This window comes from Clostridium sp. DFI.5.61 (assembly GCF_024462915.1).
Lineage (GTDB): Bacteria > Bacillota > Clostridia > Oscillospirales > Oscillospiraceae > Lawsonibacter > Lawsonibacter asaccharolyticus.
The window spans coordinates 16,219-36,924 of record NZ_JANGBZ010000027.1 but is presented as its reverse complement, the minus strand read 5'-3'; the positions used below and the strand labels follow the sequence as shown (position 1 = coordinate 36,924).

The 20,706-nt window shown below is 64.7% G+C and carries 20 protein-coding genes; 6 read left to right on the top strand and 14 right to left on the bottom strand.

Annotated elements, in window-relative coordinates; translation table 11 throughout:
* Positions 1–174 precede the first annotated feature (174 nt).
* From NE584_RS12565 to NE584_RS12510, 12 genes are all read right to left on the bottom strand, one after another.
* Positions 175–399 (bottom strand): hypothetical protein, encoded by a 225-nt coding sequence (locus tag NE584_RS12565; protein WP_256182971.1) that lies wholly within the window; start codon positions 397–399, stop codon positions 175–177.
* A gap of 7 nt (positions 400–406) precedes the next feature.
* On the bottom strand, positions 407–2,215 hold the full coding sequence (gene lepA / locus NE584_RS12560; protein WP_050623286.1) for a translation elongation factor 4: 1,809 nt from the start codon (positions 2,213–2,215) through the stop codon (positions 407–409).
* 95 nt (positions 2,216–2,310) lie between these two features.
* Entirely contained in the window at positions 2,311–4,416 is a 2,106-nt protein-coding gene (locus tag NE584_RS12555) for a penicillin-binding transpeptidase domain-containing protein (RefSeq protein ID WP_108980360.1), read from the bottom strand.
* A 29-nt stretch (positions 4,417–4,445) separates the two neighbouring features.
* Positions 4,446–4,958 carry a rod shape-determining protein MreD gene (locus NE584_RS12550; protein WP_108980361.1) on the bottom strand — a complete coding sequence of 171 codons (513 nt, stop codon included), beginning with the start codon at positions 4,956–4,958 and terminating at the stop codon, positions 4,446–4,448.
* A 57-nt stretch (positions 4,959–5,015) separates the two neighbouring features.
* Positions 5,016–5,858, bottom strand: a complete 843-nt coding sequence (mreC, locus tag NE584_RS12545; protein ID WP_050623289.1) for a rod shape-determining protein MreC — start codon at positions 5,856–5,858, stop codon at positions 5,016–5,018.
* The gene (locus tag NE584_RS12540; protein ID WP_050623290.1) at positions 5,855–6,451 is read right to left on the bottom strand and encodes a nucleoside triphosphate pyrophosphatase; all 597 of its coding nucleotides are present in this window, start codon (positions 6,449–6,451) and stop codon (positions 5,855–5,857) included. The genes mreC and NE584_RS12540 overlap by 4 nt, the downstream gene beginning before the upstream one ends.
* Before the next feature lie 39 nt (positions 6,452–6,490).
* A complete protein-coding gene (locus NE584_RS12535; RefSeq protein ID WP_256182970.1) occupies positions 6,491–7,411 on the bottom strand; it encodes a DUF2262 domain-containing protein in 921 nt (306 codons plus the stop codon).
* Positions 7,412–7,440: 29 nt separating this feature from the next.
* The gene (gene dut, locus NE584_RS12530; protein WP_108980363.1) at positions 7,441–7,890 is read right to left on the bottom strand and encodes a dUTP diphosphatase; all 450 of its coding nucleotides are present in this window, start codon (positions 7,888–7,890) and stop codon (positions 7,441–7,443) included.
* 37 nt (positions 7,891–7,927) lie between these two features.
* Entirely contained in the window at positions 7,928–9,214 is a 1,287-nt protein-coding gene (locus tag NE584_RS12525) for an acyl-CoA reductase (protein ID WP_256182968.1), read from the bottom strand.
* Positions 9,211–10,335: an acyl-protein synthetase gene (locus tag NE584_RS12520; RefSeq protein WP_256182966.1), complete on the bottom strand. Its 1,125-nt coding sequence runs from the start codon at positions 10,333–10,335 to the stop codon at positions 9,211–9,213. Before NE584_RS12520 ends, NE584_RS12525 begins: the two co-directional genes overlap by 4 nt.
* A 30-nt stretch (positions 10,336–10,365) precedes the next feature.
* On the bottom strand, positions 10,366–12,450 hold the full coding sequence (locus tag NE584_RS12515; protein ID WP_256182965.1) for a U32 family peptidase: 2,085 nt from the start codon (positions 12,448–12,450) through the stop codon (positions 10,366–10,368).
* Between the two features lie 89 nt (positions 12,451–12,539).
* Positions 12,540–12,854 carry a cell division protein ZapA gene (locus tag NE584_RS12510; RefSeq protein WP_050623296.1) on the bottom strand — a complete coding sequence of 105 codons (315 nt, stop codon included), beginning with the start codon at positions 12,852–12,854 and terminating at the stop codon, positions 12,540–12,542.
* 183 nt (positions 12,855–13,037) lie between these two features.
* Here NE584_RS12510 and NE584_RS12505 point away from each other — a divergent pair, with 183 nt between their 5' ends.
* Together NE584_RS12505 and NE584_RS12500 are read left to right on the top strand one after the other, a co-directional pair.
* Positions 13,038–13,988, top strand: coding sequence for a DnaD domain protein (locus NE584_RS12505; RefSeq protein WP_256182964.1), 951 nt, complete (start codon positions 13,038–13,040; stop codon positions 13,986–13,988).
* Between the two features lie 3 nt (positions 13,989–13,991).
* A complete protein-coding gene (locus NE584_RS12500) occupies positions 13,992–14,996 on the top strand; it encodes an ATP-binding protein (protein WP_108980367.1) in 1,005 nt (334 codons plus the stop codon).
* Positions 14,997–15,045: 49 nt separating this feature from the next.
* Here the strand turns inward: NE584_RS12500 and NE584_RS12495 are convergent, their stop codons facing one another.
* Complete coding sequence (locus NE584_RS12495; protein ID WP_050623298.1) at positions 15,046–15,441, bottom strand: hypothetical protein; 396 nt, start codon at positions 15,439–15,441, stop codon at positions 15,046–15,048.
* Between the two features lie 158 nt (positions 15,442–15,599).
* Here NE584_RS12495 and NE584_RS12490 point away from each other — a divergent pair, with 158 nt between their 5' ends.
* The 3 genes from NE584_RS12490 (at position 15,600) to NE584_RS12480 (ending at position 18,914) form a co-directional block, all read left to right on the top strand.
* The gene (locus NE584_RS12490) at positions 15,600–16,082 is read left to right on the top strand and encodes a deaminase (protein WP_108980368.1); all 483 of its coding nucleotides are present in this window, start codon (positions 15,600–15,602) and stop codon (positions 16,080–16,082) included.
* A gap of 400 nt (positions 16,083–16,482) precedes the next feature.
* On the top strand, positions 16,483–18,027 hold the full coding sequence (gene rny, locus NE584_RS12485) for a ribonuclease Y (protein ID WP_050623300.1): 1,545 nt from the start codon (positions 16,483–16,485) through the stop codon (positions 18,025–18,027).
* 155 nt (positions 18,028–18,182) lie between these two features.
* A complete protein-coding gene (locus NE584_RS12480) occupies positions 18,183–18,914 on the top strand; it encodes a TraX family protein (protein ID WP_108980369.1) in 732 nt (243 codons plus the stop codon).
* 57 nt (positions 18,915–18,971) lie between these two features.
* Here NE584_RS12480 and NE584_RS12475 read toward each other — a convergent pair whose 3' ends face one another.
* Positions 18,972–19,877, bottom strand: coding sequence for a LysR family transcriptional regulator (locus tag NE584_RS12475; RefSeq protein ID WP_050623302.1), 906 nt, complete (start codon positions 19,875–19,877; stop codon positions 18,972–18,974).
* Positions 19,878–20,019: 142 nt separating this feature from the next.
* Between NE584_RS12475 and NE584_RS12470 the strand changes: the two genes are divergently transcribed.
* A complete protein-coding gene (locus tag NE584_RS12470) occupies positions 20,020–20,703 on the top strand; it encodes a DUF6198 family protein (RefSeq protein ID WP_336454702.1) in 684 nt (227 codons plus the stop codon).
* Positions 20,704–20,706: the final 3 nt, after the last annotated feature.

Genomic DNA, 20,706 nt, shown 5'->3' with positions numbered 1-20,706 from the left:
TTACTGTCGCCATTATACCACTTCTTCCTCTCCCGTCCAATACTTCATTTCAATGGTCTTGATAGAAGTTTTTTATCCTGACACTGGAACACCAGGCTGGAGAGAAAAAAGCACCTTCCTCCGGCGTATGGGACAGCGCGGGAGGGAAGGTGCTTTTGGCAGGGAGGGATATCCTTAAGGTTTACGGATAAAGGCCTCGTACAGGCAGATGACAAATCCAATGACCCCCATAGCGCAAAAAACGAGGTAGGGGATCAGTAGCTCGTTGCCAAGCAGCGCTGCAAGGGTGCCCGTCATGCCGTTATAGGTATATTGATTTTGGGACAGATACAAGCTGAAGATAAGGTATCCGAGGCTGCCTGTCAGAAACAGCATAACGCCGAAATGGGATCTTTTCATAGGTGTCTCACTCCTCGTCCAGCTTGAGGACTGCCATGAAAGCTTCAGTGGGCAGTTGGACTGTGCCCAAGGTACGCATTTTCTTTTTGCCTTCCTTTTGCTTCTCCAGCAGCTTCTTCTTGCGGGTGATGTCGCCGCCGTAGCACTTGGCCAGCACGTCCTTCCGCATGGCCTTGACGGTCTCCCGGGCGATGATCTTGCCGCCGATGGCCGCCTGGACCGGGACCTCAAAGAGCTGGCGGGGGATGTTTTCCTTCAGCTTCTCGCAGATGCGTCGGGCCCGGGCATAGGCCTTGTCCCTGTGGGCGATGAAGCTGAGGGCGTCCACCTGGTCTCCATTGAGCAGCAGGTCCACCTTGACCAGTTCGCTGGGCTCATAGCCCTCCAGCTCGTAGTCCAGGGAGGCATAGCCCTTGGTGCGGGCCTTCAGGGCGTCAAAGAAGTCGTAGATGATCTCGCCGATGGGCATGGAGTAGTGCAGCTCCACCAGGTTGGTGTCCAGATACTGCATGTCCTTAAACACGCCCCGGCGGTCCTGACACATGGGCATGATGTTGCCCACATAGTCGGGGGGAGAGATGATGGAGACCTTAGCATAGGGCTCCCGGGCCTCCAGGATGGCGCCGGGATCGGGGTAGTTGTGGGGGTTGTCCACCCGCACCACGGTGCCGTCCGTCTTGGTGACCTCGTAGATCACGGAGGGGAGGGTGGTGACCAAGTCCAGGTCGAATTCCCGCTCCAGCCGCTCCTGGATGATCTCCATGTGGAGCATGCCCAAAAAGCCGCAGCGGAACCCAAAGCCCAGGGCAATGGAGGACTCGGGTTCGAAGGACAGGGAGGCGTCGTTGAGCTGGAGCTTATCCAAGGCGTCCCGCAGATCAGGATATTTGGAGCCGTCCTCGGTGTAGATGCCGCAGAAGACCATGGGCTGGGCCGGCCGATAGCCGGGGAGGGGGGCTGCAGAGGGACAGTCGGCGCCGGTGATGGTGTCACCCACCTGAGTGTCCTTTACGTTCTTGATAGAGGCGGTGAACCAGCCCACCTCACCGGCGGTGAGCTGCTGGCAGGAGTCCATGCCCAGGGGGCGGAGATACCCGCAGTCCAGCACCTGATAGCTGGCACCGGAGGCCATCATTTTGACCCCCATGCCCTTTTTCAGCGTGCCCTCCATCACCCGGAAATAGACGATGACGCCCAGATAGGGGTCATACTGGCTGTCAAAGATCAGGGCTTTCAGGGGGGCGTCCGGGTCGCCGGCGGGGGCGGGGACGTTCTGCACGATGTCCTCCAGCACAGCGGGGATGTTGATCCCCTGCTTGGCGGAGATCTCCGGCGCGTCCAGGGCGGGCAGGCCGATGATGTCCTCCACCTCGTGCTTGGCCTTCTGGGGGTCGGCGGCGGGGAGGTCGATCTTGTTGAACACGGGCAGGATCTCCAGGTCGTGCTCCAGGGCCAGATAGGTGTTAGCCAGGGTCTGGGCCTCCACACCCTGGGTAGAGTCCACCACCAGCACCGCGCCCTCGCAGGCGGCCAGGGACCGGGACACCTCATAGTTGAAGTCCACGTGGCCCGGGGTGTCGATCAGGTTCAGGGCATAGGTCCTGCCGTCCTCCGCCTTGTAGTCCAGGCGGACGGCCCGGGCCTTGATGGTGATGCCCCGCTCCCGCTCCAGATCCATGTTGTCCAGCAGCTGGGACTCCATCTCCCGCTGGGGGACGGCGTCACACAGCTCAATGAGCCGGTCAGACAGCGTGGATTTTCCGTGGTCGATGTGGGCGATGATGGAAAAGTTGCGGATCAAAGATCGGTCAGTCATAAAAGGAAACCTCCTTGGGAAGATCCACGGCCCCGTGGAAGCGGGGCGTGTGGGAAGAAGAGGGCTCTACTCCGATAGGATCAGCGGCCCCTATTTTACCGGATAAGGGTGTTCTCCGTCAAGGTCTCTTCCCGGGACTCCTCGGCGGAGAAGTAGTAGCGCAGGATGTCCGCCGCGATGCTGGCCAGAGTGGAGCCGCTGCCGCCCTTCTCCACCACCAGGGAGATGGCGATCTGCGGATCGTCATAGGGGGCGAAGCAGACGAAAACAGCGTTGGATTCCGTCTCGGCGTTCACCTGGGCGGAGCCGGTCTTGGCGCCCACCTGGACAGGAAGGTCCTGGAAATAGCGGGCCAGAGAGCCCTTCCCGGTGGTCAGGGCCAGCATCCCCGCTTTCACCGCATCCAGATTCTCCGGCTGGATGTCGATGGAGTCCAGCACCTCCGGTTCGTAGGTGTAAAGCACCTGGGAGAAGTCGCTGGATTTGACCTCCTTGAGGAGATGGGCAGAGTACCGGGTGCCCCCGTTGACCAGGGTGGCAATGTAGTTGGCCAGCTGGAGGGGGGTGAACTGGCTGCTCTCCTGGCCGATGGCCACCGACAGGGTGCTGCCCTCGTACCAGGTCTGCCCCATGGACTGAGTGTACTCCGGTCCGGCCATGACGCCGGTCTCCTCATACAGCTCGATGCCGGTGGGCTCCCCGAGGCCGAATTTGGCGGCAAACTCCTGGAGCCCCTGAATGCCCACCCGGCGGCCCACATCGAAGAAGAATACGTTGCAGGAGACCTCCAACGCCTCGGACACATTCACCAGGCCGTGCTTGCGCCGGTACTGGCGCCAATACCAGCACTGGGGGCCGTCGTCCTGATAATACGTGTAGACGCCAGTGTCCATGATCTCGGTATCCGGCTCAATGATCCCGCTCTCCAGTCCGGCGACAGCGGTGACCATCTTAAAGGTGGAGCCGGGGGCATAGACACCCTGGAAAGCACGGTTCAGGAAGGGCTTGAGGGGATCAGCGCTGTTCTCCGCCAAATCGGCAGAGTAGGTGGCCAGGTGATAGGAGGGGTAGGAGGCGGAGGCCAGCACCTCTGCCCGGTTCACGTCCATCACCACGCAGGCTGCGCCCTCTGTGTCCTCACTGGCCAGCTGGGGAATAGCCTGGGAGAGGATGTCCTCCACCTGCTTCTGAAGGTCGATGTCGATGGTGAGCACCACGTTGTCCCCCGGCTGGGGGGCGGTGGTCCACTTCTCGGACACCACCTTGCCGCTGGTATTCCGCTCCACCTCCCGGACCCCGGCGGTGCCCCGCAGGTAGGACTCGAAAGCCAGCTCGGCCCCCTCCTTGCCGACAGTGTCGTCCATCTCATAGTCCGGCGTGCCGTCCCCGTCCAGATCCAGGTCCTTATATGCATCCCAGTTCTCAATGGCCCCCACCCGGCCCAGCAGATGGGCAGCGTATTCGGTGTTGTAGGTGCGGACGGTGGCGGCCTCGATCTCCACGCCGGAGAGGCCCTGCTCCTTCACCTTAGAGATGAAGTCGATGTCTACGCCCTCCGCAAAGACATAGGGAGGCCAGCTGTTCACCATGGAGCGGTAGTACAGCTCGTACAGTACTCCGGCCACGGCGCGCATATCCGCGCCCTCCAACTCCAGCTGAAAGCTCTCCCGCATTTTTTCCAGCAGTTCCTCGGCGGTGGGAAGGGGGGCGCCCTGGGCCCCGTCGGCGGTGGGGTCATCGATCCACTTCATCTTTACCGCCAGCCGCCCCAGGCGGGTGAGGCTGGTGGTGGGGCTGCCCTCTTCATCGGTGGTGGGATACTGGAAGGGGGTGTCCGTGGTGTAGCGGAAGGGGGGCTGGGCGGTAATGGGGAGGGTGTCCTCCCACTCCACGCCGGCATCCCGGGCAATGCGGATCAGGGCCAGGAGGATGTCGTTGCGGTTTTTCTCCATGGCGTCGGTGTTCAGGGCGACCTGATAGGTGACCCGGTTGGAGACCAGCACCCGGCCGTACCGGTCCAGGATGTCCCCCCGGGCGGCCTCCACGGTCTGGGTCTCCGCAATGCTGTTCTGGGAGCGGGCCAGATACTCCGCCCCGTGGATCATCTGGGCGTCATAGAGGGAGGAGCCCAGCCCGAACAGAATGACGGCCAGCAGGAGGAGCATCCCCAGCCCCCGACGGTGAAATTGTTTTTTCTCCATGGCGCACGCCCCCTTTCAGAGCGGACAGGTCACGCCAGGCGGGTGCCCCCCACCCGGCGGAAGATGGATCGGAAGATGAGATAGACCAAGGGCATCCAGCACAGAGACCAGAGGAACTCCGGCACCGCCACCTGGAGCAGCGACTGGATGGGGGCGATCTGGGTGAACAGGCCGGCCAGCAGGCGGACGACCTCCTGCACGGCCAGGACAGCCGCGGAGCAGATCAGGCAACCCAGGAAGTTCTGGTTCAGGGCATACTGGGAGACGATGCCCACCAGGAAGCCGGCCAGCGCCATGCCGAAGACCAGCAGGCTGCTGCTGCCCGGGTAGGCCAGCGTCCAGAGCAGCCCCACCGCCAGTCCAAAGCCGGAGCCGGGAAGGGCCCCCTCCAGCACCGCCACGGCGGAGACCGCCAGAGGCAGAAGGGTGGGAGTGATCCCCAGCAGGGGATAGCGGCTGAGGACAAAGGCGTCCAGCACCCAGATGGGGAAGAGCCCCAGGGCGTAGATGCACCACTTATAGATTTGGTCTCGTCGGGTCACAGGGGCGCCCCCTTTTCGGAAAAGATCGGGAGAGAGACGGCAGGAAACGCGGCGGCGTCACTCCACGATGTCAAAGCTCTTGATGACAAAGACTTCCACCAGGCTGTCCAGGTCCACATCGGGCTCCACCACCGCGTAGCGGTTCATGCCGGAGGGGTCGGTGAAGACGGCCTCCACGGTGCCCACCACCAGGCCGGAGGGGAACACGTCCCCCTTGCCGGAGGTCACCACCTCGTCCCCTGCTACCAGCTGGGCACCGTCGGGCAGATAGCTCAGCTTCAGCTTGCCCTGGCTCATCAGGGTGAAGTCTCCCTCCAGGATCCCGGCACTGTAAGTGCGGGTGACCTGGCCGCCGATCTCGATGTCGGTATTGATCAGGGTGGAGACCTTGGACCAGTTCAGACCCACCTCAGAGACCACCCCCACCAGGGTGCCTGTCTCGGTGATCACGCAGTCATTGACCTCCAGACCCGCGCTGCTCCCCTTGCCGATGGTGAGAGTGGAGTCCCAGTTGGTGGAGGAGCGGGCGGTGACCTTGGCGGACTCAAAGACGAAGTCCCTCCGCTTGGCCTGCAGATCCAGCAGCTCCCTCAGCTGCTCGTTCTCCCGGCTGGCCTCCTGGCCCTCCCGGGCCTGCTCCTCCAGCTCAGCGACCTGGCGCTCCAGGTCCTGGATCTGCTGCTCCATCTCCTCATAATGAAAGACATAGGCACGCACGCCGTCGGCCCAGTCCAGCACGGCGCTCACCCCATTGCGGATGGGGGTGGTGATGAAGCCCACCGCGTTGGAGAGAGGGTCGGCGTTGCCCCCCATCACGGCGGACACGATGCCGATCAGCACCGACAGCAGCAGGGCGATGATCAGGAGCAGCAGGCCATTCTGCCGCAGAAAATGTTTCATGGACGCCCCTCCTGTCCTCCGGTGAGCACATCAATCCCCACCTGGCGCAGCATGCCGGCCAGCAGGCAGGTGGGCAGGCCAACCACATTGTGGTAATTCCCGTCGATCCCCTCCACCAGCACACAGCCCCGGCCCTGGATGCCGTAGGCCCCGGCCTTGTCCATGGGCTCGCCAGTGGCGATATAGGCCGAGATCTCAGACTGGGTCAGCGGGCGGAAGCGGACCTGGGTAGCCTCGTGGGCGGTGCGGCTGAAGGTCCCCCGCCGGACCGTGACCCCGGTGTAGACTGTATGGGCCCGGCCGGAGAGCAGGGAGAGCATCCGGGCGGCATCCGCTGGGTCCCGGGGCTTGCCCAGCACGGCACCGTCCACCGCCACCACCGTGTCGGCGGCAATGACCACATCGTCCGGCCCGGCCTGGACAGCCACCTCCTCCGCTTTCTGGCGTGAGAGGACCTCCACCAGCTGGGCGGGGGACAGGCCCGGGGAAGCGATCTCCTCCCCCAGGGCGGGGACGACTTCAAATTGTGGGACCCCCATCTGGGCCAGCAGCTCCCGCCGCCGGGGGGATTGGGAAGCCAGGATAATGGACATGAGAACACCTCGAAATTCCATGAATTGGAGCGCGGGGAGTCAGCCCTCCATCTGGGCGCTCTCCGGCCCTGACTCCAGGGAGCCGGTGACGTGGATGGAGTGGCCCCAGAACAGATCCCCGTCGTTGAACCAGAACTCGAACCCGCCCTGGGGCAGCAGCTGGATGGACTCCAGCTCCATGCGCTCCATGAACTGCTCCTGGGTGACCAGCGGCGCGCCGCTGTCCTCGTCCTCCTCCTCCCGGGCGTCCGCCGCCCAGTCGTTGGCCAGGGAGAGCAGCTCTTGGGCGGCATAGGAGCGCACCCGGTGGTCCCAGTCCGCCTGACTGGCCATCAGGGCCCGTCCGGTCTCCTGGGCGGAGGCCATCTCCTCCGGCACGCCCCGGTCGAAGTCCAGGGCGATCTCGCTGCCCAGCCAGTCCACGGTGGCCTCGAACCAGTCCACAGTGCGGTTCAGGGTGAAGGTGCCCAGCCCCTCCACCCAGGTGCTCACAGGCTTTTTCTGCTCATCCAGGATGGCCTTCAGGTCGGGGTCGAAGCCGGGCTGGGGCAGCTCCAGCATCAGCAGGCGGCTGCCGTCCAAAGAGAGCCGGGCCCGGCACTTGATAATGAAGTCCCGGGGCACCCGCTGGCGCAGATAGTCCATCAGACGGTCGTCGGCCAGGGCTACCAGGCGGAAGTCACCCTGGTGGATGTCAGGGCTGTCCTCCTCCATCCAGGCGGTCAGGCCGATGGAGGCGGTCCACAGCTTCTCCCCCTGGCTGCGCCCGCCGCCGAAGCCGCTGGCCCCGGTGACGGCCAGGATGTTCAGCTCCTCCGGCAGAAAGTCCTGGCCCAGGGCGCGGAACTCCTGGGGGACCTCCGCGGCGTCCTGCCGCGTCTGCCCCTCCTGAGCCCCCCTCTGCTGCCGCTGCTGTTCCTCGGGGATCTCCCCGCCCTTTTTTTTGAAAAATCCGAACATGGCCCAAACCCTCCTCTCTCAGCGGATCTCTATTTCCCGGTGGAGCCGAAGCCACCGGCGCCCCGCTGGGTCTCATCCAGCTGGTCCACCATCTTCACCTGGGCCTGGACCACCGGGACCACCATCAGCTGGGCGATGCGGTCAGCGGGCTGGATGACGTAGTCTGCGTCCCCGGAGTTCTGGAGTCCCACCAGGATCTCTCCCCGGTAGTCGCTGTCGATGACGCCCACGCAGTTGGCAGGGGCGATGCCGTGTTTGATGCCCAGGCCGCTGCGGGCGAAGACCAGGGCCACATAGCCGGCGGAGGGGAGGGCGATGGCGATGCCAGTGGGGATCACCGCCCGCCCGCCGGCGGGGATGGTCACCGCCTGGTCCACACAGGCATGCAGATCCATGGCGGCGGCGCCGGCGCTGGCGTAGAAGGGGGCGGGGATCTCTGTCCCGATCTTGGGGGAGAGGGCTTTGACGTTCAGTTCCATAATGATCGGCTCCTTTGCGGTCAGTTAGTATCAACAGTCAGATGGGGCGGTCCGGGGACGGCTCCTGGATGTCCACCGTCCGGACGTACCGCCGCAGGGGGAATTCCCCGTCGTGTCCCTCCCCGGAGAGAGTGCGGGACATGCTGCCCGGCGGGGCGATCCGGGTCACTCCGGCCCGGGCGAGGAGCTGGGTGAGGGCGGGCCGGTCCTGGGCCGGACAGAGCAGCCCCGCGGTCTGGAGACGGCCCTTCTGCCGCCTCAGGACAGGGAGCAGAGCCTTCTGGGGCAGACACTTCACCAGCACATTGCCGTGGAGGGGGGAGAGCTCCAGCTCCCGGTCCTCCCGCAGGGTGAGGGAGCAGCCCCGGCCGGGAAACAGGGTTCCGGGCAGCCGGTCGGCGGCGTGCTCCAGCCGGGTCTCCCAAGCGTACAGGCTCCCCTCCCCCTTCTCCCCAAGGGCAGCACGGAAGCGGTCCGCTGCCCGCTCCAGCAGGGGGAGAAAGCTCCGGCAGAAGGCCTCCCCCTCCCCGAGGGCGTCCGTGTCCAGAAAGATGACCTGGCAGGAGGAGCAGAGCAGTCCCCCGGTCTGGATGAGGTGCTCCGCCAGAGCGGAGAGAGCGTCCTCCTCTCCCTCCCACCGGGACAGATAGGCAAAGCTGAGGCGGTGGCCCCACTCCATCAGCTTGCAGCCGGGCGGGGCCAGCTGCCGCAGGGCAGTCACCGCCCCGTCGCCGCCCCACACCACCGCCCCGTCTGCCAGATCTGCCAGCCGTCGCAGGGCGGCGGTGTCCCGGGATGGGATCTGGAAGGCGTAGAGGAAGGGGGCCAGACGGGGCTCCTGCTCCGTCAGTAGCTGAAAGACGGCCAGGGAGAGCCCCTGGTCCCCGGAGGGCAGCTTCACCAGATTGATATTGCCGGTGAGCAGGCCCTCCACTGCGCTGAAGGCGGGCAGGCCGTCTACATTGCCGGCGGTGACATGGAACAGGGTGCCCAGAGGAACGGTCTGGGTGCGGCCGAAGGGCCGCTCCTGAAAGGAGTAGAGCGGGATGCCCAGCTCCACGGCCAGCTTGTATTCCAGGGCCTCCCGCCGGAGCAGGGGGCGGATGTGCGCCACCTCCCGGCGCCCGCCGGGACCGGCGTACCGGAGGATGAGCGGGTCCAGCTCTCCCCGGTCCAGCCGCTCCCCCACAGCCTGGAGGGCGGAGATGACGGTCTCCGGCTCCAGGGTCCGGCAGGCGCGGGTCTCATTGACCGCCTCCTCCAGCTCCTCCAGCACCTGGGACAGCTGGCTGTCCGGGAGCAGGCGTCCGTTGGCGAAGATCAAAACCCCTCCCCCTTTCCCAGCAGGTCCGCCGCGCCGGCGGCGCAGGTCTTGATGTCCCCCAGGCCCACCCGGCCCAGCAGGGTCAGGTAGGGGGAGGTCAGGCCGCACCCGCAGGCATCCCCCGGGGTGAGATAGCCCAGGTCGTCAGTGACCACGCTGGTGACCGGAGTGGCCCGGATGAGGGGGGAGATGAGGTTGACCAGCCCCACCTGTCCCATGGGCAGGGGCTCCAGGGTGGCCGGGTCACGGATCAGGACCCGGGAGTAGATGGGCACATGGAAGTGGTGCCTGGGGCAGGTGTTATAGAAGATGGGGTGCTCTACGGCGCCGAACAGCTCATGGATGTCCTCCTCCCCCACCCCCAGCACCCGCCGGACCAGGGAGTAGAGCACTGACTTGTCCACCTGCTGCTGCCAGTGCTGCTTCCAGCCCCCGGCCAGCAGGATCTTGGAACCGGGCCGCAGGCGCAGAGAGATGCCCAGCTCTTCCATCCGCTTCAGTCCGAACCAGAGATAGGAGGGGAAGCCCACGATCCGGGTGGGGAAGGGAGAGCGGGAGAACCGCTCCAGGGCCTCCACCGCACCGTCCAGGTCAGGGACGTAGCCCTCCCCCTGCCAGCGGAGGGCATAAAAGCGGCGGAGGGGCGGGGCGAAGAAGGTCATGCCGAACATGGTGCGGGTAACGCCGGCAGAGCTGCGCCGGTCTGGCTTGTAACCCAGCACAACATAGTTGGCGGGGCGGAAAGAGATGAGCCGGTGCCGCCAGCCCAGCCGGAGGACCATGGGGACCTCCGCCCAGATGCAGCCCAGGTCGAAGCCCACCTGGCTGAAGGTGCCGCTGGTCCCCGAGGAGGTGACCTTCATCACCATCCGCCGCCGGGGCATGGAGAAGAGGGCGTGGCGCTTGAAGAACAGGGTGGGCAGCATGGGCACCCGGACCAGGTCGTCCATGGTGCGCAGCTGGTCCGGGGAGAAGCCCAGGTGCTCCGCAATGGCCCGGTACTGGGGGCAGCGGGCCATGTGGAAGGCGCAGCAGTCCGCCGTCGCCTGGAGAAAGAGCTGGTCTGTGCTGGGCAGGTCATAGGGCCCGCGGTGCCAGAACAGGCGCTGCCGGCTGAACATAGGGGGGACCTCCTCTCCGCGTTCCGCGCTTTATTCTACCCCCCGGTAATACAGGCCCCGGGTGTAGTCGTTGGGCTGATAGCTGCCCCGGCCCAGGTAGCGCTCCAGCACCTGGACGCACTCCCGGGCGTTCTCGGTGGTGAACATCAGACGCCCTGCCCAGAGACCCAGGCGCTGCCAGTCTCCGGCCTTGTCCGCCAGGAACAGCTTCTTGGAATTGAGGATCTCATTGCGGCAGCCCGGGGCTTTCACCACAGGGAAGCGCTCCCCCTTCCGGTCGGTAAGGAGGTTCACGTTGGCACAGGTGTGCCGGCCGCTGTGGTTGTGGATGATGCAGTTCTCGGTGATCATCAGGGGCAGGCGGCCGTAGACCACCAGCTCGGTGTCCAGCCCCTTGGACAGGTCCCGGATCTGGGCCAGCTTCAGCTCAAAGGAGAGAGTGGCGGAGCGGAAGCCCAGGCGCTTAAGCTCCTTCAGCGTCTGGCCGTTGAATACCCCCAGACCGTAGTCCCCCCGCAGGGTGAAGCCCAGCTCCGCCGCCCGGCGGGCACTGTCCAGGGTGCCGGCCAGGGCGTCGGTCACCCCCATCGCCCGCAGCCGTTCCAGCTCCTGGAAGAGGGCGGGTGCCTCCCGGTCGGTGCAGATGCGGGGCAGCAGGGCGGCCACCCGCACCCCGGCCTTCTGGGCCTGCTCCACCACCTCCGGGTGGGCCGCCCCCTCCCCGGCGGGGAGGTAGAGGAGGGCGGGGGCGAGGCGGAGCAGCTCCGGGCTGACCTGTTCGGCGGCGCGCACAGAGAGGGTGTAGACAGGGGGCTGCTTCCGGTTCTCATAGCGTACCCCGGGGCGGAAGGGCTCGCAGCGGCGCTCCGGCAGTGCGGTGCGCTGCCGGCCCAGCTCCTCCAGAGCCTGCCGGCGCAGGGCGTTGAGGGCCGACAGGGGGAGGGAGAGCCCTTCATCCACGTGGACGGTGACCTTCTCACAGGAGAAGGGAGTCCCTCCGGTGCGGGAGAGCTGTCCCTCCACCTTCTCACGGGTCAGGGGGACGTTCACCGCCTCCTCCGGCACCGGGCCGGTGACGGAGGCCAGATGCTCCTGAGCGTCCTGGACGGCCACCTGGGCGGGCTCCCCCCGGCGGAGCATGGCGTACATCCGCACCGGCTCCTTCCGGTTCTCCCCGCTCTCATAGGTGGCCCGGGCCTGGGTGAACAGCTCCCGGGGCTCCGCCTCGTCCTGACGGGTGCCGAACATCTCCGGCCCCGTCTGCCCCAGAAAGTAGCCGTCCGTGAAGCCGTCCCGGGAGAAGGCGGAGCGCAGCTGCTCCAGCTCCTCGGCCGTGGGCTCCCGCCCCTCCCGGATGGCCCGGGCATAGATGCCAGTGACCACGGCCACATACTCGGGGCGCTTCATCCGCCCCTCGATCTTAACACAGGCCACCCCCATCTTCCTCAGTTCCCGGAGGTGGCCTGCCAGGGACATGTCCTTCAGGGACAGGGGGCTGCCGTCTGCCTTGTTCCCCCAGCCGTACTTCAGCCGGCAGGGCTGGGCACACAGCCCCCGGTTGCCGCTGCGTCCCCCGATGACGGAGGAGAAGAAGCACTGGCCGGAGTAGCACATGCACAGGGCCCCGTGGGCGAACACCTCGATCTCCACCGGAGAGCGGGCGCAGATGTACTCGATCTGGTCCCGGGACAGCTCCCGGGAGAGGACCACCCGGCTCATCCCCAGGTCGGCGCACTGCTTCACCCCGTCCAGGCTGTGGACTGTCATCTGGGTGGAGGCGTGGACCGGCAGGTCGGGCACCGTCTGCCGAAGCATCCGCAGCACCCCCAGATCCTGGACCAGTACCGCGTCCACCCCCATGGCGCTGGCCTGGGCGGCCTCCTGAGCGGCGCCGGCCAGCTCCCGGTCGGTGAGCAGGGTGTTCAGGGTGAGGAACACCTTGACGCCCCGCAGATGGCAATAAGAAACCGCCGCCGCAGCTTCATCCCCGGTGAAGTTCTTCGCGTTGCGGCGGGCGTTGAAATCCCCATATCCCAGATAGACGGCGTCTGCCCCGTTCTGTACGGCGGCGGTGACCGCCTCCATGGACCCGGCAGGGGCGAGAAGCTCCAGCATAAGGCACCTCCCGTAAAGATCCGCCCTCAGGCGGCGCGTCCGCAGGGAAGAGGGGCCCCCGTCCCCGGCGGGGAACCCCTCTCCTGCGCTTATTTGTGGTTCTGGAGCTTGAAGATCTCCCGCTTGGCCTCGGAGAGCTCCATTTTCAGCTTGGTGGCCTCCTCCAGATACTCCTTGATCTGGCGGCGCAGGTTTTCGGCGGCCTCCTGCTCCTTGAAATACTGGTCCGCGATGTTCATGGCGGCCAGAACGGCGCCGTCCGCCTGGGAGAGACGGCCCTGGGAGAGGACCTCCCGCATCTGGCTGTCCACATGGGCGGCCACCCGGCGGACATAGTCCTCGCCCTCGGCGGCTACCATGGTGTATTCCTGTCCCGCGATGGAGACGGTGATCTTGTTTTTCATCGTGAAGCCCCTCCCGGTCTCTGCTGTTTCAAGATGGCAATCATTATACCACAGAACAGGCCGCTTGAAAAACAAATTTACCATGAATTTTTTATTTTTTTGCCCTTGGGATTTTGGAGGTTTACGCCGGGGCGATTTTAGAGTAAAATGGTCGCAGACTTTTGTGGAAGGGAGGGGCATGGGATGACCGGACCTCTGATGCCGGGCAGCATCCTGTCCATGCCGGCGGCGGCGGCCGAGCGGCTGATCCGGCTGGACAGCGGAGACGCCGCCCTGCTGTATCTCTACCTGCTGGGCCACGGGAACGCCGCCGGCCTGAACTGGCCCCGGGAGCGGCTCCAGGGGGCGCTGGACCTGCTCTCCGCCCAGGGAATGGCGGGGGCGGAGGCCGCTCCGCCGCCCCCGGCACCCCCTGTTCAGGAGGCGCTGCCCCCCGAATACACCACCCAGGACGTCACTGCCGCCCTCCAGGAGGTGGGCTCCACCTTCTCCGCCCTGGCGGACGAGGTGGAGCGCCGCCTGGGCAAGCGGCTGTCTGCCAATGACCTGAAGATCCTGCTCACCCTGTATGACCACCTGGCCCTGCCCGGCGAGGTAATCCTGATGCTGGTCACCTGGTGCATCGAGGAGACGGAGCGGAAGTACGGGCCGGGGCGGCGCCCCTTCCTCTCCCAGGTGCGCAAGGAGGGCTTTGCCTGGTCCAGGCAGGGCATCGACACCGTGGAGGCGGCGGAGGCCCACCTGAAAAAGCTGGCTCAGCTGCGCACCCGGGAACGGGAGGTGCTGCGGCTGCTGGACATCCCGGCCCGCCCCCTGGTGGAGCGGGAGAGGACCTATATCGCCGCCTGGCAGGATATGGGCTTTGACAACGAGGCCCTGCGCCTGGCCTATGAGAAGACGGTGATGAAAAAGCAGTCTATGGACTGGGGCTATATGAACGGCATCCTGCGCCGCTGGCACGAGAAGGGGCTGCACACCGTGGCGGCCATCCAGGCCGGGGACGGCCTGCGCCGGAACCGGGGCGGGGCGCCGACCCAGGGGCGGACTCCTCAGCCCGGAGAGGAGCGCCGGGTGCGGGAGGACATGGAGCGGATGCGCCGCCTGATGGAGCAGATGAAGCGGGAGGAGGAATAAGAGATGTCATATGACCCTGCGGTCCTGCGCCGGGCCACCGCCCGGCTGGAGGGGGAGCGCCGCGCCCGGGAGGAGCAGCAGCAGGCCCTGCGGCGGGCCGCTTGTCAGCGCCAGCCCCGGCTGTCGGAGATCGACCGGCAGCTGCGGGGCACCATGACCGAGCTGTTTGCCGCCTCCCTGCGCCGGGGGGAGGGGGGCGCTCCCACGGTGGAGGAGGTGCGGCGGAAGAACCTGGCCCTCCAGCAGGAGCGGGCGGAGCTGCTGGCCCGCATGGATCTGGCGGAGGACGCCCTGGATGACAAGCCCGCCTGCCCCCTGTGCGGGGACACGGGCTGGAGGGGCACTGAGATGTGCCGCTGCCTGCGGGCGCTGTGCGCCCAGGAGCAGATCCGGGAGCTGTCCAAGCTGCTGGACCTGGGGGAGCAGTCCTTCGACACCTTCCGGATGGACTATTACAGCACCAGCTTCTGGCCCGAATGGGGCACCTCCCCCCGGGAGAACATGGAGCTGGTGTACGAGGTGTGTCTCAACTATGCCCAGAAGTTCGGCCGCTTCTACTTCAAAAACCTCTTCCTCAGCGGGGCCCCCGGGCTGGGCAAGACCTTCCTGTCTGCCTGCATCGCCCGCACTGTGTCGGAGAACGGACATTCGGTGGTGTATGACACAGCGGGGAACGTGTTCGCGCAGTTCGAGGCCCGGAAGTTCCTCCGGGACAGCGACGACGGCCGGGAGGCCCGGGACGAGACCCGGCGCTATCTGGGCTGTGACCTGCTGATCCTGGACGACCTGGGCAGCGAGCTGACCACCCAGTTCACCCAGTCCGCCCTCTACGAGCTGATCAACGGGCGGCTGGTGGGGGGAAAGCGCACCGTCATCTCCTCTAACCTGTCTATGGAGGAGGCTGCTGTCCGCTACTCCCCCCAGATCGCCTCCCGGCTGGAGGGGGAGTACCACCTGCTCCACTTCTTTGGGGAGGACATCCGGCTCCTGCGGAAGAAACAGCTTTAGAGAAAAAGACCGCCCAGGCCGGGAAAGGGCCTGGGCGGTACGTGTATCTTCAGCTTTTTTCCTGGAAGACGGCGCCGCAGCTGCGGCAGGTGACGGTGATCTTTCCCTTGCCCTTGGGTACCCGGAGCTGCTGACCGCAGCTAGGGCAGCGGAAATAGCGGTGCTCCTTGTCCCGGTGCATGGTGCGGCGGAGGTGGAACCAGTTGATGGCCGGTCCGGCCAGCTGCATAAACTTGGCGTTCTCCGCCCGCCGGCGGGGGAGATTGCGGGACAACATTCGAAAAAGTCCCCAGACGATCACAACGAGAGACAGCCAGTACAGGGGGAGAAAATTGGTCCAGATAGAAATAAAATAAAAGATCAGATACAGGACCAGCAGGAAAACATTGAGCTGGTCGCCGCCGTACCGGCCGTACATAAAGCGCTGAATGGCATTCCGGATCATGAAAGAGCCTCCTCTGGAAAGCGGGAACCGCCAATTTGGCATGTTGATATGATACCGCGGGAAATGGCGGCGGTCAAGGAACCAATCGTAAACAAAATGTAAACTGTCTTGCGCGGACGGACAAATTGGGCTATACTGTCGAAAAAAGGAGGGCGGCCATGAAGCGGATCGACAAGGAGAACTACTATCTGGACATCGCGGAGACGGTGCTGGAGCGCTCCACCTGCCTGCGGCGGTGCTACGGAGCCATCATCGTCAAGAACGACGAGATCGTTTCCACCGGGTACAACGGCGCGCCCAGGGGGCGGAAAAACTGCATGGATCTGGGCTACTGCACTCGGGAGGCCATGAATGTGCCCAGCGGAGAGCGGTATGAACTGTGCCGCTCGGTCCATGCGGAGATGAACGCCATCATCTCCGCCGCACGGCGGGACACCCTGGGGGCCACCCTCTATCTGGCCGGACGGGAGGCCAAGAGCGGCGAGCTGCTCCATGACGCCACCTCCTGCTCCATGTGCCGGCGCCTCATCATCAACGCGGGCATAGACCGGGTGGTCATCCGAAACACCGAGCGGGAGTACTCCGTAGTCCATGTGGAGGACTGGGTCCGGGAGGATGACTCCCTGCCCCAGCAGGTCTGAGCGGGAAGGCCCGGCGCGCCCATCCGGCGTGCCGGGCCTTTTTCTGCCCTCCGGGCGGAGCGGAAAATCCCCCAAGCAAAAAATATGAGAGAAATGCCGGCAAAATAAATAAAAAATTTGTCGAAATATGGGAGCACGTTATGAAAAGAGTAAAAATGTCTGACAATAAATTTGTGGTAAATGTGAATAAATCTTGACAGAGACCGCAGTTGCCTTTACAATATGAACAGGACACAAATGAAAAACATGGGGGAAGTTTTTCAGTTGTCGCAAGGATGCTCCGCCGCTGTGCGGCACGGCGCGCCTTGCGGCTCATTTTATGCCGAAAAGGCAGCCGCGGCGGTCCGCCGCAGGGAACGCAGGTTCCAAGATCTGAAATTTATGGAGGTGTAAAAACCCAATGTTACCCTATATGATCGGGGGCGTCGTGGCTGTGCTGGCCTTTGTGCTGGGCGGCCTGTTCGGATACCAGCGGCGCAGGGCGACGGCGGAACGGGAGATCGGCTCCGCGGAAGAGGAGGCCAAGCGCATCGTCAACGAGGCGTACAAGAGTGCCGAGAGCAAGAAGCGCGAGGCGCTGGTAGAGGCGAAGGAGGAGATCCTGAAGGCCCGCAACGAGTACGAGCGGGAGGAGAAGGAACGCCGGGCCGACCTGCAGAAGCAGGAGCGCCGGCTGCAGCAGAAGGAAGAGAACCTGGACCGCAAGACCGAGAACATGGAGCGCAAGGAGGAGCATCTCTCCAACCGTTTGGCCAAGCTGGAAGCCACCCAGGCCGAGGCGGAGGAGATCAAGCAGAGCCAGATGGAGGTCCTGGAGCGGATCTCCGGCTTCACCGCCGAGGAGGCCAAGAAGTATCTGCTGGATCAGCTGGAGGCCGATGTGACCCACGAGTCTGCCATGAAGATCAAGGAGATCGAGGCCCGCTTCAAGGACGAGGCGGACACTAAGGCCCGGGAGATCATCTCCCTGGCCATCCAGCGCTGCGCCGCCGACCACGTGGCGGAGGCCACCGTGTCTGTGGTCCCTCTGCCCAATGACGAAATGAAGGGCCGCATCATCGGCCGCGAGGGCCGCAACATCCGCACCCTGGAGACCCTGACCGGGGTGGACCTCATCATCGACGACACGCCGGAGGCCATCACCGTCTCCTGCTTTGACCCCGTCCGCCGGGAGATCGCCCGGCTGGCCCTGGAGAAGCTGATCCTGGACGGCCGCATCCACCCCGCCCGCATCGAGGAGATGGTGGAGAAGGCCAAGCGGGAGGTGGACGCCACCATCAAGGCCGAAGGGGAGCGCGCGGTCTTTGAGACCAATGTCCACGGTCTGCACCCCGAGCTGGTCAAGCTGCTGGGCCGGATGCACTACCGCACCAGCTACGGACAGAACGTGCTCAACCACTCCATCGAGGTCTCCCACATCGCCGGCCTGCTGGCCGCCGAGATCGGCGCCAACGTGGCCGAGGCCAAGCGGGCCGGACTGCTCCACGACCTGGGCAAGTCCATCGACCACGAGGTGGAGGGCTCCCATGTTACCATCGGCGTGGAGCTGGCCAAGAAGTACCGGGAGAGCGAGGGCGTCATCCACGCCATCCACGCCCACCACAATGATGTGGAGCCCAAGACCATCGTCGCCTGCCTGGTCCAGGCGGCCGACGCCATCTCCGCGGCCCGGCCCGGAGCCCGGCGGGAGAATCTGGAGAACTACATCAAGCGTCTGGAGATGCTGGAAGAGATCACCTCCTCCTTCCCCGGGGTGGAGAAGTCCTTCGCCATCCAGGCGGGCCGGGAGGTCCGCATCATGGTCAAGCCCGAGGTGGTCAGCGAGGACCAGATGGTGCTGCTGGCCCGGGACATTGCCAAGAAGATCGAGGACGAGCTGGAGTACCCCGGCCAGATCAAGGTGCATCTGCTGCGGGAGACCAAAGCCATCGAGTACGCGAAATAAGAGCAGGGCGCGCTTCTTTGGAAGCGCGCCCTGATTTTTGTCCCATTTTCAGAAAACTTTCATCTCTCTTTGACCTGCCTTTTATCGGCCTGTGCTATCCTGGACCTACAAAAGACGCTCCGGCATTGGGCGCCGGAGCGGGGGGAGGAAGAGAAATGGACCAAAGGACAGCGCGGCGTCAGCCGGCCCCGCGGCTGCGCACCAACCTGGACACCGATTTTTTGAAGCTGATCGCCATCCTGTCCATGCTGCTGGACCACATAGGGGCCGTGTTTTTTCCAGAGCACCCCGCCTTTCGCTGGGTGGGGCGGCTGGCCTTCCCCATCTTCTGCTACTGCATGACGGTGGGGCTGCTCTACACCCGGGATATCAAGCGATATCTGGGCCGGCTGGGCCTCTTTGCTCTCATCTCCCAGCCCTGTTACATCCTGGCCACCCACCCCTGGGACTGGCAGACGGAGTGGATGAACTGGAACATCTTCTTCACTCTGTTCCTCAGTCTGCTGGCCATGTGGGGCTTCCAGACGCGGCGGTGGTGGCTCTTTGCCGCAGCATTTCTGTGCGTCAGCCTCTTCAATTTTGATTACTCCGGCAACGGCATCCTGCTGATGCTGATCTTCTTCCTGTGCCGGGAGCGGCCGGGGCTGGGGGCGGGGCTCTATATCCTGTTCTGGCTGCCCGCCCTGTGGAGCGGGAGCCCGGAGGACCCCCGTGCCCTGCTGGCGGCAGGGCACGCGGTGGACTGGACCGCCTTTGCCCTGTTGGCGGCTCCCTTCATCTTCCTCCCCGCCCGGACGGGGATCAGGGTCCCCAAATGGTTCTTTTACGCCTTTTACCCGGCTCACCTGCTGACCATCGGCGTGATCCGGCTGGCCGCCGGGATATGAGGAGAAAGGGAGCGCGGCTGGCCTCGTTTTGGCGGGGGCGGCCGTGTAGACTGTCGATCAGCATTTCTGCACGGTCTCCGTCTCCCCGCCCTGCTGCTCCAGCACGAACCGCTGGAAGTTGCGGACCACAGGAGAGAGGTAGATCCGCTCGTCGCTGACCATGTAGATGCTCCTCTCCCAGGCGGGGCGGGCGATGGAGATGACTTTCAGGGGCAGCTGGTCCAGCAGGTCCATCCGGGGGACCACCGCGATGCCGAAGCCCCGGGCGGCCAGACCGGCCACCACCTCCATCTCCTCCGTCTCGCAGGAGATGCGGGGGCGGGCCTGGAGCTGGCCGAACAGGGCGTCCACCGTGTCCCGCATCCCGGAGCCCCTGGAGAAGGAGACGTAGGGGTAGGACAGGGTCTCCTCCAGATCGATGGACTTCCGCCCGGCCAGAGGGTGGTCCGGGGGCACCACCAGCACCAGGTCCTGACGGACCACCGGCCGGGCACTCAGCCCCAGCTCCGCCGGAGGCATAGAGGAAAAGACCAGGTCGTAGCGCCGCGCCAGAAGGCCGTCCAGCAGCTGCTGAGTGACCCCGGTGCCGAAGGTGAAGTGGATCTCTTTCCCTGGATTCTCCGCCAGGAAGCGGGCGGCCAGGTCGGGTATGAAGTCCACCCCCAGGGGGCGCACCAGCCCCAGGCGGATCAGCCCCTCCCCCTGGGCGCTGCGCCGCAGGGACTCCACCCCGGAGTCCAAGGTGGAGAGGGTGCGCTCCGCGCACACCAGAAACTCCTCCCCCAGCCGGGTGAGAGTGGTGTTGCGGCCGCTGCGCTCGAAAAGGGGGACCCCCAGCTCCGACTCCAGCTGGCCGATGGCGTGGCTCAGGCTGGGCTGAGTGATGAACAGGTGCTCCGCCGCCCGGGTGTAGTGGCGGGTGTGGGCCAGCTCCACAAAGTAGCGCAGATGTGACAGATTCACAAAGGACCCCTCCTTTGGGCCAGTGTACCATATTTTATAGAAAAAATCTATTTTTTGATAAAAAGAATTGATTTGTTTATTTTCCCGCCCTGCGCTACATTGTAGGTAAGAAAAACATGCGCTCCGGCGCGGGAGGATGACAATGATGGAAGAGAGACAGACGGTGCTCCGGGGGGAGCTGGCCCTTTTGCTGGCGGTGGTGATCAACAGCTTTGGCGTGGTGCTGATGCTCCGCTCGGGCTCAGGGATCTCCGCCATTTCCAGCGTGCCCTATGCATTTTCTGAGCTTTTTCCCCGGGTCTCCATGGGGACCTGGACCTATATCTTCCAGGGGCTGCTGGTGCTGAGCCTGATGGTCCTGCGGAAGCGGTTCGTGCCGGAGTACCTGTTCAGCTTTGTGGTGGGCTTCTTCTTCGGCATCATGATCGACTTCCACGAGCTCTGGATCAGCTGGCTGCCCCAGACCCTGCCTCTGCGGGTGCTGTACTTCTGCATCAGCTACCTGGTCATCTGTTTCGGCATCGCCCTGTCCAACCGCTGCAGAATGCCCATTATCCCCACCGACCTGTTTCCCCGGGAGCTGGCGGAGATCACCGGCACGGCCTACTCCCGGATCAAGATCTCCTTTGACGTGATCTGCCTGCTGACGACGGCGGTCCTTACCTTTTTTGGCCTGGGCCGGATCATGGGGCTGGGTGTGGGCACGGTGCTGGCGGCCTTCACCATGGGCAAGTGCATCGGACTCATCGGCGGGTGGATGGACCGCAGGGTGAGCTTTGTCTCTATCCTGAGCCGCCGTCAGGCGGCCGCAGCAGAGGAGGGCTGAACG

Coding starts and splice junctions, on each gene's coding strand:
- NE584_RS12515 (WP_256182965.1), bottom strand. CDS start 12,450: ATGCTGGAGCTTCTCGCCCCTGCCGGGTCCATGGAGGCGGTCACCGCC.
- NE584_RS12490 (WP_108980368.1), top strand. CDS start 15,600: ATGAAGCGGATCGACAAGGAGAACTACTATCTGGACATCGCGGAGACG.
- NE584_RS12540 (WP_050623290.1), bottom strand. CDS start 6,451: ATGTCCATTATCCTGGCTTCCCAATCCCCCCGGCGGCGGGAGCTGCTG.
- lepA (WP_050623286.1), bottom strand. CDS start 2,215: ATGACTGACCGATCTTTGATCCGCAACTTTTCCATCATCGCCCACATC.
- NE584_RS12500 (WP_108980367.1), top strand. CDS start 13,992: ATGTCATATGACCCTGCGGTCCTGCGCCGGGCCACCGCCCGGCTGGAG.
- NE584_RS12565 (WP_256182971.1), bottom strand. CDS start 399: ATGAAAAGATCCCATTTCGGCGTTATGCTGTTTCTGACAGGCAGCCTC.
- NE584_RS12555 (WP_108980360.1), bottom strand. CDS start 4,416: ATGGAGAAAAAACAATTTCACCGTCGGGGGCTGGGGATGCTCCTCCTG.
- NE584_RS12520 (WP_256182966.1), bottom strand. CDS start 10,335: ATGTTCAGCCGGCAGCGCCTGTTCTGGCACCGCGGGCCCTATGACCTG.
- rny (WP_050623300.1), top strand. CDS start 16,483: ATGTTACCCTATATGATCGGGGGCGTCGTGGCTGTGCTGGCCTTTGTG.
- NE584_RS12505 (WP_256182964.1), top strand. CDS start 13,038: ATGACCGGACCTCTGATGCCGGGCAGCATCCTGTCCATGCCGGCGGCG.
- NE584_RS12510 (WP_050623296.1), bottom strand. CDS start 12,854: ATGAAAAACAAGATCACCGTCTCCATCGCGGGACAGGAATACACCATG.
- NE584_RS12495 (WP_050623298.1), bottom strand. CDS start 15,441: ATGATCCGGAATGCCATTCAGCGCTTTATGTACGGCCGGTACGGCGGC.
- NE584_RS12535 (WP_256182970.1), bottom strand. CDS start 7,411: ATGTTCGGATTTTTCAAAAAAAAGGGCGGGGAGATCCCCGAGGAACAG.
- NE584_RS12480 (WP_108980369.1), top strand. CDS start 18,183: ATGGACCAAAGGACAGCGCGGCGTCAGCCGGCCCCGCGGCTGCGCACC.
- NE584_RS12470 (WP_336454702.1), top strand. CDS start 20,020: ATGATGGAAGAGAGACAGACGGTGCTCCGGGGGGAGCTGGCCCTTTTG.
- dut (WP_108980363.1), bottom strand. CDS start 7,890: ATGGAACTGAACGTCAAAGCCCTCTCCCCCAAGATCGGGACAGAGATC.
- mreC (WP_050623289.1), bottom strand. CDS start 5,858: ATGAAACATTTTCTGCGGCAGAATGGCCTGCTGCTCCTGATCATCGCC.